At 72.1% G+C, this 16,143-nt stretch carries 14 protein-coding genes; 6 read left to right on the top strand and 8 right to left on the bottom strand.

Annotation, left to right across the window (positions count from 1 at the left end; translation table 11 throughout):
* The 5 genes from ACWD0F_RS30245 to ACWD0F_RS30225 form a co-directional block, all read right to left on the bottom strand.
* Positions 1–383: carbohydrate-binding protein (locus tag ACWD0F_RS30245; RefSeq protein ID WP_449881233.1), on the bottom strand; the 383-nt coding region annotated here is incomplete at its 3' end.
* 171 nt (positions 384–554) lie between these two features.
* The gene (locus tag ACWD0F_RS30240) at positions 555–1,511 is read right to left on the bottom strand and encodes a catechol 2,3-dioxygenase (RefSeq protein ID WP_449881231.1); all 957 of its coding nucleotides are present in this window, start codon (positions 1,509–1,511) and stop codon (positions 555–557) included.
* A gap of 5 nt (positions 1,512–1,516) precedes the next feature.
* Positions 1,517–2,605 carry a 4-oxalomesaconate tautomerase gene (locus ACWD0F_RS30235; protein WP_449881229.1) on the bottom strand — a complete coding sequence of 363 codons (1,089 nt, stop codon included), beginning with the start codon at positions 2,603–2,605 and terminating at the stop codon, positions 1,517–1,519.
* Positions 2,592–3,311: a 4-carboxy-4-hydroxy-2-oxoadipate aldolase/oxaloacetate decarboxylase gene (locus ACWD0F_RS30230; RefSeq protein ID WP_449881227.1), complete on the bottom strand. Its 720-nt coding sequence runs from the start codon at positions 3,309–3,311 to the stop codon at positions 2,592–2,594. The genes ACWD0F_RS30235 and ACWD0F_RS30230 overlap by 14 nt, the downstream gene beginning before the upstream one ends.
* Complete coding sequence (locus ACWD0F_RS30225) at positions 3,308–4,051, bottom strand: PIG-L deacetylase family protein (RefSeq protein ID WP_449881225.1); 744 nt, start codon at positions 4,049–4,051, stop codon at positions 3,308–3,310. Before ACWD0F_RS30225 ends, ACWD0F_RS30230 begins: the two co-directional genes overlap by 4 nt.
* A gap of 141 nt (positions 4,052–4,192) precedes the next feature.
* On the opposite strand from ACWD0F_RS30225, the gene ACWD0F_RS30220 reads away from it, so the two are divergent.
* The 6 genes from ACWD0F_RS30220 (at position 4,193) to ACWD0F_RS30195 (ending at position 12,510) form a co-directional block, all read left to right on the top strand.
* A complete protein-coding gene (locus tag ACWD0F_RS30220) occupies positions 4,193–5,119 on the top strand; it encodes a DUF1932 domain-containing protein (protein WP_449881223.1) in 927 nt (308 codons plus the stop codon).
* A 151-nt stretch (positions 5,120–5,270) separates the two neighbouring features.
* A complete protein-coding gene (locus ACWD0F_RS30215; protein WP_449881222.1) occupies positions 5,271–5,765 on the top strand; it encodes a hypothetical protein in 495 nt (164 codons plus the stop codon).
* Positions 5,766–5,796: 31 nt separating this feature from the next.
* Positions 5,797–7,245, top strand: a complete 1,449-nt coding sequence (locus ACWD0F_RS30210; protein WP_449881220.1) for a hypothetical protein — start codon at positions 5,797–5,799, stop codon at positions 7,243–7,245.
* A gap of 110 nt (positions 7,246–7,355) precedes the next feature.
* Positions 7,356–8,615 (top strand): VWA domain-containing protein, encoded by a 1,260-nt coding sequence (locus tag ACWD0F_RS30205; RefSeq protein ID WP_449881218.1) that lies wholly within the window; start codon positions 7,356–7,358, stop codon positions 8,613–8,615.
* An 11-nt stretch (positions 8,616–8,626) separates the two neighbouring features.
* Complete coding sequence (locus tag ACWD0F_RS30200) at positions 8,627–9,742, top strand: ATP-binding protein (protein WP_449881216.1); 1,116 nt, start codon at positions 8,627–8,629, stop codon at positions 9,740–9,742.
* Positions 9,739–12,510, top strand: a complete 2,772-nt coding sequence (locus tag ACWD0F_RS30195) for a DUF5682 family protein (protein WP_449881214.1) — start codon at positions 9,739–9,741, stop codon at positions 12,508–12,510. Before ACWD0F_RS30200 ends, ACWD0F_RS30195 begins: the two co-directional genes overlap by 4 nt.
* Positions 12,511–12,648: 138 nt before the next feature.
* Here ACWD0F_RS30195 and ACWD0F_RS30190 read toward each other — a convergent pair whose 3' ends face one another.
* From ACWD0F_RS30190 to ACWD0F_RS30180, 3 genes are all read right to left on the bottom strand, one after another.
* Complete coding sequence (locus tag ACWD0F_RS30190) at positions 12,649–14,088, bottom strand: PepSY-associated TM helix domain-containing protein (RefSeq protein WP_449881212.1); 1,440 nt, start codon at positions 14,086–14,088, stop codon at positions 12,649–12,651.
* Between the two features lie 173 nt (positions 14,089–14,261).
* Complete coding sequence (locus ACWD0F_RS30185) at positions 14,262–14,867, bottom strand: hypothetical protein (RefSeq protein WP_449881210.1); 606 nt, start codon at positions 14,865–14,867, stop codon at positions 14,262–14,264.
* Between the two features lie 128 nt (positions 14,868–14,995).
* The gene (locus tag ACWD0F_RS30180; protein WP_449881208.1) at positions 14,996–15,946 is read right to left on the bottom strand and encodes a polysaccharide deacetylase family protein; all 951 of its coding nucleotides are present in this window, start codon (positions 15,944–15,946) and stop codon (positions 14,996–14,998) included.
* Positions 15,947–16,143: the final 197 nt, after the last annotated feature.

The following is a 16,143-nucleotide window of genomic DNA, read 5'->3' as shown; positions in this document are numbered from 1 at the left end:
GTGGTGCCTCGGTAGATCTCGTAGCCGGTGACGGCGACGTTGTCGGTTGAGGCGTTCCAGGCGAGGGAGACGCTGGTGCCGGTGACGCCGGTCGAGCGCAGGTTGCCCGGCACGGACGGCGCGGTGGTGTCGGTGCCGCCGCCACCGGTGGTCTTCCACAGGGCGGGGACGATCGGCGGCTCCCAGCCCGGCTGGGAGGTGTGGCTCTGCACGCACTCGTACTCGACGCCGTTGTAGGTGACGCGCGTGCCCGCCGTGTAGGCCGTCCACGGGGCCCAGTCGGCGAACGCGGCGCTCGCCGCGGCCAGGGCGTGCGGCGGGGCGGTGACCGCCGCGGTGAGGGGCAGCAATAACGCCGCCAGTCCAGCGAGGAGCTTGCTCATGACGCTGTGTCTCATCGATACTCCGACATCCGGTTGGGGGGTGTAGGGGGGTGGGATGCCTAGGAAACTATTAGGAAAGTTTCCTTTAAATTATGAGACGAAGCTAACCCCAGCCTGGGAAGGCGTCAATACGTAACGTTCAGATCGATCGAGCCGGGCTGCTTGAGGTCGTTACCCGGCGGCGATCGGCGGCGTCCCGTGCGTGTGGAACGAGGAGATCGTCTTCAGGCCCCACGCCTGGCCCTTGCCGCGCTCGGCCTCCGTCCAGGTGATCGTGCGCCAGTCGGGGGCCAGGATGAGCCGGGTGAGCGGGTTGCAGAGCTCGATGCGGTTGCCGCCGGGCTCGTAGACGTACAGGAAGAACGTCTGCTGGATGGCGTGCTTGTGCGGGCCGGTCTCGATGAAGACGCCCTGCTCCAGGCAGATGTCGGCGGCCCGCAGGATGTCCTCGCGGCTGTTGGTGGCGAACGCGATGTGGTGCAGCCGGCCCGAGGAGCCCGACCAGTCGTCGGTGTAGACGAGGTCGTACGACTTGTTCGCGAAGTGCAGCCACTGGGCGGAGATCCGGCCGGTGTCGAGCATGATCTGCTCGGTCACCCGGCCCCCGAGCACGTCACGGACGAACGCGCCGCTCGCGGCGGCCTCGGCGGCCAGGTAGTTGACGTGGTCGAGCCGGCGCACCCCCACGCCGTGGCCGGGGAAGGCCTGCGGCTGGTTCTTCAGGGCCGGCCGCGATTCCTGCGGAGCCTCGTACCACTGCGACTCCCAGTACAGGTGCATCTCGTGGCCGTCGGGGTCGCGGAAGGTGTACGTCGGCCCGCGGCCCGCGTCGCCGTCGCGCCAGCCGATGCCCAGCCCGGTGTCCTTGACGGCCGACACCCGGCGCTCCAGCGCCTCCTGACTGCCGGCGCGCAGCCCCGTCGCGCGGATGCCCGAGGTGGCGGAGGCCGTCAGCTTGAGGCTGTGGTGCTCGTAGTCGTCATAGGTGCGCAGGTAGACCGATTCGCCATCCGTGGCGGCGGCCGTCATGCCGAGGATCTCGGTGAAGAACCACAGGCTCCGCTCCGGCTCGGGGGTGAGCAGTTCGACATAGCCGATGTGCGCGACGTCGTGCAGCAGGGCGTTCACGGGTGTCATCCTTCCTCGGCGCGCGGACGGGGGAAAACGGTCCCGTCGAAGAGTTTGCGCGCGGTGCGTACGTTGGCGGCCCGCAGCGCCGTCGGCGGGCTCGTGGTCAGGTCGAGCTCCACCTCGACCTCCAGGCGGCCGGTCGGGTGCTCGACCACGACCCGGGGGCCCTCGGGGAGGCGCGCGTGACGCCGGGCCACGCCGTGCTCCAGCAGCGCGGCGGTGACGACGCTGATCGCGCCGAGCACCCCGATCGCGGCGTGCGGCCGGACCGGGATGAACGTGCGGGTGCACAGCGCGCCGCCGTCCCTGGGCGGGGCGACCAGCGTGGTCTTGGGCACGGACTCCGCCGAGACGTCGCCGAGCCCCATGAGCTCCCCGGCCCGCAGGCGCAACGACTGCACACGATCGAGCAGCCGTTCGTCGGCCGCGAGCTGCTCGTACGTCTCATACCCCGTGATGCCCAGATCCCCGGCCGCCGCCACGACGACCGGCATGCCGTTGTCGACGCAGGTCACCTCGATCCCGTCGATCACGTCCACCTCGCGCCCCGTCGGCAGCAGCCGCCCGGTGCTGGACCCGGCCGTGTCCTCGAACCCGAGCACCACGCCCGCCGCCGTCCCCGGCACCCCCGAGATGGCGGTGCCGCCCCGGTAGTCGACCCGGCCGCCGGGAGTGGGGAAGCGGGCGGTGGCGACGCCCCCGGTGTTGATCAGCCGGATGCGCGCCTCGGTGTGGTCGCCGCCCGCCGGGATCAGGCCGCGCTCGACGGCGAACGGGCCCACGCCGGCGAGCAGGTTCCCGCAGTTCTGGCGGACGGACACGACCGGCTCGTCCACGGCCACCTGGAGGAAGGTGTAGTCGAGGTCGGCGCCGGGGCCGGCGGCGGCCGCCACCACGGCCACCTTGCTGGTCAGCGGGTGCGCGCCGCCGATGCCGTCGATCTGGCGGGGGTCGGGGCTGCCGAGGACGCGCAGGAGCAGCTCGTCCCGCTCGCCGGGGTCGCCGGGGAGGTCGCCGGCCAGGAAATAGGCGCCTTTGGAGGTGCCGCCGCGCATCAGCATGCAGCGCAGACCCTCGTCAGACGGCGCCATGCGCACCGCCGTTCTGCTCCCATTCGGCGGCGCTCACGTAGGAGATGCCGAGCTCGGGCAGCCGCGCGCGCAGGCCGTACCGGTCGAGTCCCAGCTCGCCCTTGAGGAACGCCGCCCGCGTGGCGGCCTCCTTCTCGGCCCTGGCGGCGGCCGCGGCGATGCCCCGCTCCAGATCCGCGCGCGGCACCACGAGCACGCCGTCGTCGTCGGCGAGCACGGTGTCACCGGGGCGGACGACCTGGCCGCCGATCGTGACGGGCACGTTCACCGCGCCCGGCGTCGCCTTCACGGTGCCCTGCGCGCTGACCGCCGCGCTCCACGCGGGGAATCCCAGCTCCCGCAGCTCGGCCACGTCGCGCACCCCGGCGTTGATCACCACGCCGCGCACCCCGCGATGGCGCAGGGCGGTCGCGAACAACTCACCGAACATCCCGTCGGTGGACGGCGACGTGGTGGTGACGACCAGAAGGTCGCCTTCCTGGCACTGCTCGACCGCGACGTGGATCATCAGGTTGTCGCCCGGCCAGCAGAGCACGGTGACCGCGTTCCCGCCCGTTCTGCTCCCCGGCCAGGCGGGACGCAGTCCGGGCCCCAGGTAGCCGGTGCGGCCGAGCGCCTCGTGCACGGTCGAGACGCCGTACGAGGCGAGGACGTCGATGCGGTCGAGGCTCGCGCGCGGGATGTCGGTGACGACCACGTTCCTCACGCGAGCACGTCCGTCACCTGCGGGTAGAGCCGCATGTACGCCTCTCCCATGGTGGTGTGCGCGAGTCCCAGGTTGGGGCCCGCGTTGCGCTTGAGCTGCACGCCGCGGCGTTTGGCCAGGTCGGTGTAGTAGTCCCACATGTGCTGCTGGGCGGGCAGGCACTCCATCGCCTTGCGCTTGGCGTCGAAGACCGGGCTGATGTCGAGCAGCACGTCGGGCTTGAAGTCGCACTGCTCCGGCTGGTGCGGCTCGAAGAAGAACACGGGGGGCGCGCCCAGCGGGTCGCCGGGCGCCTCGTAGCCGGCGGCCTGCGCCAGCACGCGCGCCTGCAGCGCCATGCGCGCCGCCGCCGGGTGGTCGCCGTTGTACGGGTCGGCCGGTGGATGGGTCAGCACCACGTCGGGGGCCAGCTCACGGTAGACGCGAACCAGCCGGTCCACCAGCTCGGGGGACTCGACCAGGGGATAGTCGCCCGCGTCGAAGAACTCGATCTCGGCGCCCAGGGTGGCGGCCGCGTTCGTCGCCTCTTCCCGGCGGATGGCCTTGATCTCGTCGAGCGTGCGGCCCTCGCGCCAGGCCTTCGCGGACTCGCCGCGTTCGCCGAAGCTGAGGCAGACCACTTTGGCCCGCTCACCGCGATGAGCGGCGAGGGCTATCGCGCCGCCCGCGCGCCAGACGAAGTCGCCCGCGTGGGCGCTGACTACCAGGAGGGTACGAGAAGGGGTCTTTGCCGAGGTCACTCGCTGACGCTAAGAGCGGTACGGACGGATTGTCAACACTTTCATCCGCAATCTGGGAGACGCGTATGGTTTCCGGCCTGGCGGACGGGCGAAGTGCGACAATATTGTCAACGATGTATCGATCGATCGGAGAGGGAGCTCATGGACGGTCCCCAGGTGGCGCTGCTCGGGTACGGCGAGGTGGGCCGCATCCTCGCCGACGGCCTCGGACGGCACACGCGCCTGCACGTCTACGACCCCGCGTACCCGCCGGGCGCCACACAGGCGAACGGCGCCGCCTACCCGGGCGGCACGCCGGTGGACGTCTTCGGCGCGCGAGAGGACGCGCCGGAGGGCGCCTCCGGGTCGCCGGCGGGTGTGGCTGGTCTCGTGCGGCTGGTCGGGAGCAACGCCGACGCGGTACGCGGGGCGGACGTCGTCATCGCCGTGACCACCGGCGCCGACAGTGTGACCGCCTGCGCGGAGTCGCGCCCGTACCTCAAGCCGGGGGCGATCTACGCGGACCTGTCCACCAGCGCTCCCGGCGACAAGCAGTGCATCGCCGAGCTGGTGGAGTCGGTCGGCGCGACGGCCGTGGACGGCGCGATCATGGCGCCCATCCCGCTGCGCGGCCTCGCCACCCCGGTGATCGCCAGCGGGCGGGCGGCGGACGGGTTCGCCGCGTTCGCCAACGGCCACGGCATGGACGTGACGCCCATCGGCGGCTCGCCCGGCGACGCCGCCGCCCGCAAGCTGCTGCGGAGCGTGCTGGTGAAGGGGCTGAGCGCCCTCGCCATCGAGGCCCAGCGCGCCGCGGAGGCGGCGGGCCTGGCGGAGTGGTTCTGGGAGCATCTGCTGGAGACGGTCACCGACGCCGACGAACGGTTCATGGTCCGGCTGCTTCAGGGGGCGGGGGAGCACAGCGGGCGCCGGGTGCACGAGATGCACGCCGCCACCCGGATGCTCGAAGAGCTCGGCGTGCACCACGCGATGACCGACGCCACGGCCGCGACCCTGGAACGCGTGGCAACCACCGGCGTCCCACCCATCCCGGGGAAACACCTGGAAGCGCCTGCTCCGAGTCCGTGAACGGCGGCAGGACCGGCCGGACGCTTTGATCGTTTAGCCCTGTTCTGTCGGTGGGCTCCGGTAAGTTTCCGGATCATTGATCAGCCGTTCGCGAAGGGCGCGGGCACTTCCGCCTGCCCCGCGAGCGGCTGGGGCAGGAGGTTCTGAGGTCGTGGACGCGGACACAACCGCGTGGGAGCGGCGCAGCGTGGTGCGGGTGGTTTCACCCGTCGAGCCGCGCAAGCTGGCGAAGGTGCCCTTCGTCGAGCTGGCCGACGGCCGGCTGCAGGGCGTCGTGTCGAGCGGGTCCGACATCGAGCGGGTCTACGTCTCGTCGATCACCGCCGGCACCCACGCGCTGAGCTGCAGCACGAACAACAACCGGCCGTGCGGCGCGCTGCACGGCTACGCGTGCAAGCACATCCACATGCTGGCCGACGAGGCGGTCCTGCAGTACGGCCTGGATCGGGTGGCCCGCTACCTGCGGGTGGAGGTGCCCGAGGGCGGCAGTCTGATGCACGTCGTCAAGGGGCCGGTCGAGCGCACTCCGGCGGCCGTGGTGTTCAGCAGGTTCCTGCGCCACCTGGCCTACCTGGAGGTGCCCGACAGCACCGAGCCGCTGACCGAGCTGCACTGGTTCCCAGCGACTGGGGCGGTGCGCGGATGACCGGCGTACAGACCGAGGGGGAGGGGCGCTGATGCTCGACGTACAGTTAGGCGAGGTGCTCGGCGGGTCGCCTGCGGGCGTCGCCGAGGCGTTCGAGCTGGTGGCGGGGTTCGACGGCGCGCTCACGCACGGGTTCGCCCGGCTCGGCGAGGAGCCGGCCGCGGCGCTGGCCGCGCTGGCGGGGGCGCTGGCCGCCAGCCCGCTCGGCGAGCGGGTGGGCGAGGCCGCCGCGAAGGTGGCCGCCGGATCGGTCGGCGACGAGCACCTGGCGGCCTTGGCGGGCGGGCGGGCCGCGCTGCTGGGCGCGGCGCACGACGCCCTGCTCGGCCACCTCGACACGGCACTGCACCGCACCCGCGCCACATGGGACCCCACGTCGACCGGGCCCACGGTGACCGGGCCCACCGCGACCGAGGCCGCCGCGACGGTGTCCGTCGCGACCGTGCCGGAGGGCGCGGGGAACCTGCTCGCGGGCTGCCGGATCTGGCTGCGCGAGCTGGCCATCACCGGCTGGCGCGGCGTCGACCACGACCTGGTCTCCGCCGCCGACCAGACGATCGAGGCGCTGCTCGCGGTGCCCGCGCTGCGCGGCCTGGCGGTGTTGCTCGACGGCCTGGCGGCCGAGCTGCGGGCGTCGAGCCCGGTCGGCACGATGGACCGGCTGCCCGCCCGCAGATGGGCCGACCTGTGGACGCGCGCCCTGCTGCTGGCCCAGCAGGGCCCGTGGGGCGACGGCGCCGAGCAGGTGTCGGGCCGGCTGCTGATCCTCGGCGCCGACGTGCACGAGCACGGCACGGTGGTCCGGGTGCAGGTGCACGGCATCCTGGAGACGCAGGGCGGCGGGGCTCCGTCCCGGCTCGTCCGCACGAGTGTGGCGGCGGCCAAGGTCGACACCATCGTCGGCACGGCCGTGTGGCGCCTGATGGGCGGCCACCCCGTGCTCATGGGCGCGCTGGCCGAGCATCGGAGCGTGGACGTCACGGACATGCCGCTGCTGGCCGGCGGCGACCTGGTGTGGCACGACGACCGGGCCCGCGCGGGCGCGGCGGCCGACCCGTTCGCGACCGCGCGGGTCCAGCTCGGCGCGGCCGTCGCGGCGCCGGTGCGGCCGCTCGACCGCCATCCGGTACGCATCGCCGAGCCCGTCTTCATCGAGGGCTACAAGAGCGACGGCCAGTCGATCGACCTGGGCGGCAACACGCTGCCGGTCGACCTCGACCGGTTGCCGCCGGCGGGCCCCCTCACGCCCGCGCTGGTGAAGGCCTCCTCGGCCTGCATCGGCCTGATGCGCTGGGACGGCGGCCAGTGGTCGCTGCAGCCTCTCGCGCTGCTGGCCACGGTGAAGAAGAGCCCCGTCACCGCGCACAACGGCGACTGGGCCATGGGCCCCACCGACCCCAAGGCGGTCAAGGCGGAGGCCAAGTCCGGTGACGTGGTCGCGGTGCTGCGCGAGCGAGCAGGGCGGCTGCTGCGGAAATGACCGAACCTCAGGCAATCCCCGCATCTCAGGCGACCCCCGCATCTCAGGCGACCCCCGCACCGCAGGCGACCCCCGAGTCGCAGACAACCCCTGAGGAGACCCGGCGCCAGGTGCTCTACTGGCGCCTGCTCTCCAGACTGTTCGGCCCCGACGAGCAGCCCACGCTGGAGACCGCGAGCGTGGCCATCGTCGACGACCTGGGTCTCCCGCCCGCGCTGCTCGACCCCGGCGTCTCCGTCGACAACCTCGTGCAGCGCTTCCCCGACCTGGGCGCGGAGCTGCAGGACCTGATGGCCGACAAGGAGCACGAGGCGGGCGACGAGGTCCGCCGCGCTGCCCTGGTCTCCAAGCTGCTGCTCAACGTCTTCCAGACGGGCTCGGGCAACGTCACCGCGGGTCAGCTCGAAGGCTGGAAGAAGGACGCGGCCTGGTTCGAGCGCGGCATGGGCTGCGAGCCGGGCGGCCTGCGCCGCACCCCGGGCAACGAGGAGCTCGCCGCGGTCCTCGCGGGTCTGGAGGGCGACCTGGTCAAGCGCATGCACCTGCGCGAGGTGCTCGCCGACCCGGCCCTGGCCAAGCAGCTCACGCCCAGCATGTCGCTCATCGAGCAGCTTCTGCACGACAAGTCCAACCTGTCGGGCGTCGCGCTGGCCAACGCCAAGGCGCTGATCCGCAGGTTCGTGGACGAGGTCGCCCAGGTGCTGCGTACGCAGGTCGAGAAGACCAGCGTGGGCGTCATCGACCGGTCGGTGCCGCCGAAGCGGGTCTTCCGCAACCTCGACGTCGACCGCACCATCTGGAAGAACCTCGTCAACTGGAGCCCGGAGGACGAGCGCCTCTACGTCGACCGGCTCTTCTACAAGCAGACCGCCCGCCGCACCACCCCGGCCCGCCTGATCGTGGTCGTCGACCAGTCGGGCTCGATGGTCGACGCGATGGTCAACTGCACGATCCTCGCCTCGATCTTCGCCGGGCTGCCCAAGGTCGACGTGCACCTGGTGGCCTACGACACCCGGGCGCTCGACCTGACGCCGTGGGTGCACGATCCGTTCGAGGTGCTGCTGCGCACGACGCTCGGCGGCGGCACCGACGGCACGGCCGCGATGGCCATCGCCAGGCCGAAGATCTCCGATCCGCGCAACACCGTGATGGTGTGGATCTCCGACTTCTACGACAACCGATCGCTGATCACCGACTTCGACGCGGTGCACCGTTCGGGCGTCAAGTTCATCCCTGTCGGCTCGGTCAACAGCTCCGGCAACGCGAGCGTCGACCCGTGGTTCCGCCAGAAACTCAAGGACCTGGGCACCCCGGTGATCTCGGGCCATATCCGCAAGCTCGTCGTCGAGCTGAAGAACTTCCTCACCTAGGAGACCCGCGAATGAGTGACGAAATGCTGCGCGCCCCCGCAGAGGTGAAGTACGCAGAGGAGCTCGACTGGCTGGAGTCGGTCGACGACGGCCCGAAGCCGTTCACGTGGCGGCTCAGCCCCCGCATGATCCGGACGTTCATCCTCGGCTCCGAACGCGCCGACGGCCTCGACCGCGAGATCGCGCAGAAGTGGTTCGGCGACCGCAGCTTCGTCGAGCGCAGCATCGTGACGCTGGCCTCCGACCGGGGCCTGCTGCTGCTCGGCGACCCCGGCACGGGCAAGAGCTGGCTGGCCGAGCTGCTCGCCGCCGCCATCTCCCGCAACTCCACCCTCGTGGTCCAGGGCACGGCCGGCACGACCGAGGACCACATCAAATACTCGTGGAACGTCTCCATGGTCATCGCCAAGGGCCAGTCCCGCCAGTCGATGATCCCCTCGCCGATCATGACGGCGATGGAGAACGGCGTGATCGGCCGGTTCGAGGAGCTGACCCGCTCGACCAGTGACGTGCAGGACGCGCTGATCTCGATCCTGTCCGAGAAGTACGTCTCCATCCCCGAGCTCGACGACGACAACATCGTCTTCGCCCAGCCCGGCTTCTCCATCATCGCCACCGCCAACAGCCGCGACCGGGGCGTCAACGACCTGTCGTCGGCCCTCAAGCGCCGCTTCAACTTCGTCCGCATCCCCGTGGTGACCAACAAGAAGAGCGAGGCGGAGATCGTCCGCTTCCGCACCGAAGAGCTGCTGCGCCGGCACCAGATCGAGCTCGACGTGCCGCCCACGCTGCTGGACATCCTGCTGCAGAGCTTCGCCGACCTGCGTTCGGCCGCCGCGTCGGCCACCAGCGACGACGAGAAGCTGGAGTCGGCGCTGTCCACGGCCGAGCAGATCGGCGTGCTGGAGGACGCCATCCTGCACAGCAACTTCTTCGGCGACCGCACCCTGCGCGCGCAGACGCTCGCGGGCTCGCTGGTCGGCTCGCTGGCCCGGCGCAGCCCCGAGGACCTGGCGATCCTGAACAAGTACTGGCACGGCGTCGTCGAGCCCCGCAGCAAGAAGGACGGCGGGGAGTGGCCGGAGTTCCTCGAGGGCGGCCGCGAGGCCATCTCCACACTGTCATGAGCGACCAGCCGAGCCCGTTCGGCTCGCTCCGGGAGCAGCTCCTCGACGCCGCCGAGACGTTCGCCGGCAGTCCCGTCGCCGTGTCCGGCATCCTGTCGGGCCTGGTCGACGACGTCGACCGGGCGCTGCGCGAGGAGCTGGAGATCTTCCCGGTCTGCCACCACTCGCCGGCCTCGGCGCTGGCGATGGTGCGGCGGCTGCGCGAGAAGCAGCCGAAGGTCATCTACCTGGAGCTCTGCGAGGACCTGCAGCCGCTGCTCACCGAGCTGCGCAACTGCCGGCTGCCGGTCGCGGTGCAGGCGTTCGCGACCGACCTCGACGGTTTCCCGAAGGCGTGGGCGCCGCTCAGCGTGGTGGCGCCCATCACGGAGGCGTCGGCCGAATACCAGGCCATCTCCTACGCGCTCGAAACGCCGGGCGTGGAGCTGGTGCTGGTCGACCGTTCGACCGACCACGTCTTCCAGTGGGCGCCCAAGGACGGCGAGCAGCCGCAGCAGGCCAAGAACGAAGAGGCCGGGCTGCACGGCGACGCGATCGGCGTCGAGATCGGCGACCTGCGCCCGCGCTTCGCCGAGCTGGAGGAGCACCTGCTGCACCACGGCAAGGTGCGGCACTGGTCGGAGTGGTGGGACCAGTACGTCGAGCAGCCCCTGTCCGGGGCCGACTACGACACCTACCGCCAGGTCATGGTGCTGATCGGCAGCCTGTTCCGCCGCCTCACCCCCGATGAGGGGCGGCTGGCCACGGACGAGGACCGCGAACGCTACATGTGGACCAGGATGCGCGAGCACCTGGCCACCTCGGAAGCGGATCCGGCCGACTGCCTCTACGTCTGCGGCGCCTTCCATGCCGCCAGCCGGGTCGAGCAGTTCGGCCTGAAGTCCACGGCCGCCTTCGAGATCACCCCGCGTACGGCGACCGAGTGGCTGTACGGGCTCATCCCGTCCAGCCATTCGGCCATCGAGTCCCAGTTCGGGCTGGCCGCCGGCTCGGTGTCGATCGCGGCGGCGTCGTGGGCCAAGTCGTTGTCCCGCAGCGGCCTGACCCCGTTCCAGCTCGCCGGGCAGAAGGGCGCGCGCAAGCGCTCGGCCAAGCTGCCCAAGCCGGTGCCGCAGGGGGAGGTGACCGACCAGCTCACCGGGTTCCTGTCCAAGCCGCCCGCGCTCGACGAGCTGGACGAGGCCGAGCTGCTCGGCTGGAGCGTCGACATCGTCCGGCTGGCCCGCCGCAACGGCTACCTGGCCAGCACCGCCGACGCGATCGCGGTCTTCGAGACCTCGATCCTGCTCGCCGGGATGCGCAACCGCGCCAGGCCGACCCCGTACGACTTCCAGGACGCCGCCGTCACGTGCATCGAGAAGGACACCGTGCCGGGCCGCCGCGACGTGGCCCGGTTGTGCGAGATCCTGCTCGGCGGCGACCGCGTCGGCGAGGTCGGCTACGACGCGCTGCCGCCGCTGGCCAGGAACGTCTACGACCGGCTCGCCCCGCTCGGGCTGGACCTGGAGAAGCGCACGATCCAGCGGGCGCTGCTCGACCTCAACGCCACGCCCGAGCTGGTGCCCTGCTCCGACCTGCTGTGGATGCTGCGTTACCTGCTGCCGCGCGAGGCCGTCCGGCCCATCATGGGCGAGCGCAGGCTGGGCGAGCGCTCGATCCAGGAGAGCTGGGACCTGGCGTTCGGCAAGCACCAGCGCTCGATCATCGAGCTCGGCTACGAGGGCGTCACCATCGAGCAGGTCCTGGAGCAGCGGCTGCGCCGCTCCGTCTGGGACCCCAAGGCCACGGCGGCCATCGCGCTGGCGGCGGTCGAGGACGCCGTGCTCTTCCTGGACAGCCGGCGCTTCGCCGACGAGCTCGGGGCGCGCGCCGTGGAGCTGCTCGCGGCCGAGCGGAGCGTGGACGACGCGCCGGAGGTGCTGCGCCGGATCCGGCGGCTGCTCGCCTACTACCGCGCCAACGAGCCGGAGCTGCCGGCCTGGTGCGAGGCGTTCGTGACCGCCGGTTACGCGCACTACTGCACGCTGCTGCCGACGGCGTTCGTGGACGACGACACCGGTGTGCGGCAGGTGGCGGCCATGCTGGGGTTCCTGTTCACGATGGAGAGCCTCGCGCTGGCGCTGGGCTGCGACCGGGCCCAGCTTGAGCTGTCGGTGCGGCAGTCGCATCCGGAGGCGCCGGCCAAGGTGGCGCTGTTGTGGGCCGCACGGCACCAGCTCGGGCTGCTGCCGATGGCCGAGCTGCGCTCACGCGTCGACGAGCTGCTGGCCAACCCGCTGGTCATCCCGTCGTTCCCGCAGTACATCATGGGCTTCGTCCAGGCCATGGAGCCCGCCCCGGCGCTGTCCGGCTTCGTGGTGGAGGTGATCTCCAAGGCGTTCGGCAAGCTGCCCGACAGCGTGCTGCTGCCCTGGCTGCCCAAGCTGATCACCACGCTGCGGGATCAGGCTCCGGACCTGGTGCCGGTGCTCGTCCGCGAGGCCGGGCGCACCTTCCCCGGCTCGCTGGCCGCCGTGGACGCCTGGACGCCGCCGTGGACGGCCCGGCCCGCACCGCTCGCGGCCGGTCCCGTTTCGGCGGTGGCCTCGGGGCCGGTGACGGACCTGCTCCTGGGGCATCCGGCGGCCTGCGACGCGGTGGCCGGACTGCTCGGGTGCGCGGGGGAGTGGCGGGCGCCGTCGGCCGGCGGCGCGGCTCACCAGGAGGTGAACGCACTGCTGGCGGAGCACCCGGAGCCCGCGCTGGCACTCGCGGGACTGCTGGCCTGACCCCGCCTGCACGCCTGCACGCCTGCGGCGCCGCTCGATTCGAGCGGCGCCGCCATGCCCGCCACACTCGAGTTACGCGCCCGGACGCTGGCCATCCTCTTCGACGGACTGCGCCCGCACCACTGAACGCCGTGCTCCTCAGCCGAGCACCCGCTTGATCTTCGGGACCCGGCGCAGCACGAGCCAGTCCAGTGCCAGTATCACCGCCATCGTCACGCCCGCCAGCGGGAACATCAGCCCCAGCACCGCCATGATGGCGATCACCCCGTAGGCCGTACGCCGGCTCGTGGCGCGGGCGGGCGCACCGGCCCGGCCGCGTGGGCGGCGCTTCCACCACATCCACGCGCCGGTGACGACGAGCGTGATCAGCGCCAGGCAGGCGCCGAGCATCACGACGAGGTTGGCGGTGCCGTACCTGCGGCCCTCGTGCAGCGCGATGCCCTGCTCGACGGCCTTGGCCAGCACGCCGTACTCCTTCCAGCCGTAGGAGACCAGGACCTTGCCGCTGTACTGGTCGACGTGGAGCGTCCGTGAGACGGCCGGATCGCGGAGCGAGCCGGCCACGATCGTGTAGACGCCCGCCGGGCCGTCCGGGAGGAGGACCTTGACCTCGCACTCGGCCGGCGGACAGCCGGTGATCGCGGGCCGGGCGGCGGCCAGCGCTCCCTCGACGGGCAGGGCGCCGAGACGTGGCGCGCCACCGCCGCCGCCGTGCGCGCCGTGCCCGCCGGACTCCGGTACGGGCAGCCGCTCCGCCGCCCACGGCACCTTGGCGTCGGGGTGCGCGGACAGGTCGCCGGACAGGGGCGGGGTCGAGGTGTGCGGGAAGTCGTCGGCGCTGGGCGCGGTCGAGCCGGTACGTGCCTGGATCCGCTGCAGCCCGTCACCCCACACGCCCGACCACGGCAGCCCCGAGACGACGAGGAACACGACCACCGCCCCCGACCCGAGCCCGACCAGGATGTGCAGCCGGCGCAACCGGCCACGGCCCGACCTCGGCGGCTTCACCCTGGTACGCCGGCCGCTCCACCACAGGTAGGTGCCGGTGCAGACGAGGACCAGCGCCCAGCACGCGGCGATCTCCACGACGCGGTCGCCGATCGTGCCGGACATCAGCTCGCCGTGGATGGTACGGACGACGCGCATGAACGTGGCCCCGTCGTCGATCTGGCCTACCACCGTGGCCGTGCCGGGGTGGACGTACACGGAGATGCCCTGCGCCCAGGGGCCGGAGTCGGCGCCCTGGAGGATCACGCGGGTGGTGCGCTCGGGGGATGTGGGCGGGATGACGGACATGACGGGTGAATCCGGGCGTACGCGCTGGGCGGCCGCGATCTGCTCCGCCAGCGGCCGGGCGGCGGCCACCGGGTTCGCGACGGTGCGGACGTCCTGGTAGCGCCACGCTTCGAACGGCTCCTTGAACAGGTAGATGGAGCCGGTGACGGCGAGGACGAGCAGGACGGGGGCGACGAACAGGCCGGCGTAGAAGTGCCAGCGCCAGACGACTCTGTAGCGCTGGGTGGCGGCGGGGGTACGGATGGGCACGGTGGTTACCGGCCGCGTTCCGATAGACGTCATGGGGGACTCCGTTCCGGAGCGCGCACGCGGTCAGGTGAGCGCGTGGTGCGGGGAGATGCCGAGGGGAGCGCCGGCGCATGGCAGCACAGGCCGGCGCAGGCCAGCGCACGTGAGGCCAGCGCATGGCAGCGCCGGCGGCAACGCATGGCAGCGCGTGGCCGGAGGGGGCGACGTCAGGCGGTGGTCACCCGCGACGGCGGTCCTCGGCGGCACAACTCCCAGGCCAGCACCTGACCGGCCCCGATCCCCGGTCGCACAGCCGTGACCGGCGCGGGGCGCGCGGGTGGCCGGGGCGGGGTGCGCCGGCCGGTCAGCAGGCCCCACAGATCCCGCAGTGAGCAGGCCAGCAATATCAGCAACGTGGCCAGCGCCGTCTCGCCGCGCTCCAGCCACCAGGCCGAGACCGTCGCGACCAGCACATGGGCCAGCAACATCATGATCCCGGCATAGAGCCCGCTCCCGTGATGGCCGGAGAAGGCGGCGGCTCCCGAGCTGAAGAGCTGGTGCATCCCGTACTGCGCCGCGAAGGAGGCGGCCAGCAGCGTCCCCGAGGACCGCCGCCGCCGGGCCAGCACGAACGCCCCCACCGCGGTCGCCGCCGTCGCGGCGGCCACCGTCCCCAGGCGGGCGCCCGGCCCGCCGGCCAGCACGTGCATGCCCAGCGCGGCGAACACGCAGACGATCGCGAACACCGCGGCCCGCAGCCCGCGCAGGCCGGTCCGGCCGGCCTGCGCGGCGTCCCTGCTGCCGGTGCCGCGTCCTCTCTGATCGGCGTTCATGCGCGATCACCGCTCACACCGGGAGATACGCCGGGAACGCGAGAAAGGTTCAGTGGGAAGGGTTCAGCGAGAAAGGTCCCGTGAGAAAGAGAAGGTTCCGTGAGAGGCGGCGATCGGTCCCGGGTGGGTCAGAGCAGTCCGGGTGGAGCGCCGCTGAAGGCCAGGCGCGGCGGGTGGCCGCCGAAGAGCCGGCTGACGGTGACGAACGTGTAGCCGCGCGCCGACAGGGTCTTGAGCACGCGCGGAATGGCCCGCACCGTCGTCGGGTGGATGTCGTGGAACAGGATGATGCTGCCGGGACGCACCGTCTTGGCCACCTTCCTGGCCACCTTGGCGGAGTCGTGGAAGCGCCAGTCCAGGGTGTCCACGCTCCACATCACCATGGGCCGGCTCGTACGAGCGCGGACGAACGTGTTGAGCGCCCCGTACGGCGGCCTGATGAGGCTCGGCACGATGCCCGTGGCGGCCTTGACGGCCCGGTCGGTGCGGGCGAGCTGGGATCGTACGCCCGCGCCCGACAGCCGGGTCAGGTCGGGGTGCGACCAGGTGTGGTTGCCGATCTCGTGCCCGGCCGCGACGGTCCTGCGCAGCACGCCGGGGTGGGCGGTGACGTTCTGGCCGACGACGAAGAACGTGGCCCGCGCGCGGCGGGCCGCCAGATGGCGCAGCAGCGTGTCCGTGTGCGGCCCGGGGCCGTCGTCGAAGGTCAGCGCCACGCACTTGAGGCGGCGGCAGTCGACGCCGGACCGCTCCTCGGGCGCGGAAAGCACCGCCTCGAACGACGCGGCCTCCGCGCGCATCGACGCCGCCGCCGTGGGCAACGATGCCGCGTCCGTGGGCAATGGCGCCGCCTCCGTGGGCATCGATGCGGCCTTCGTGCGTAATGACGCGGCATCCATGGGCAAGGATGCCGCAGGCGCCGCGACCGCCCGTGTCACGGTGTGGACCGTTCCCGTGGTGGCCGTCGCCAGGGCGGCGCCGCACACGCCGGTCATCAGGACGGCCGTGGCGATGATCCGCGCCGTCCCCCGTAACGCCGCAGGCCGGCCGGGCCGGCGCGGCCAAGTGCCGATGTTCATCGATCCCCCTCGCGCACCGCCCCCGGTGCGTCTCCCCTGAGCGCGGTCCGGCAGGGCGCCAGGACCGCTCCAATGAGTTCGACGGCCGTCCTACGCACCTGGTTCGCGGGAGACCGCTTTCCGGATGACGGGGATCGGCACACATCAAGCGTGGCCCGCTTGACAGGGGCCGATGGCTGGGCTTCTCTCAAGCCATC

Source organism: Nonomuraea sp. NPDC002799 (assembly GCF_053592075.1).
This window is presented reverse-complemented; position numbering and strand designations above follow the sequence as displayed.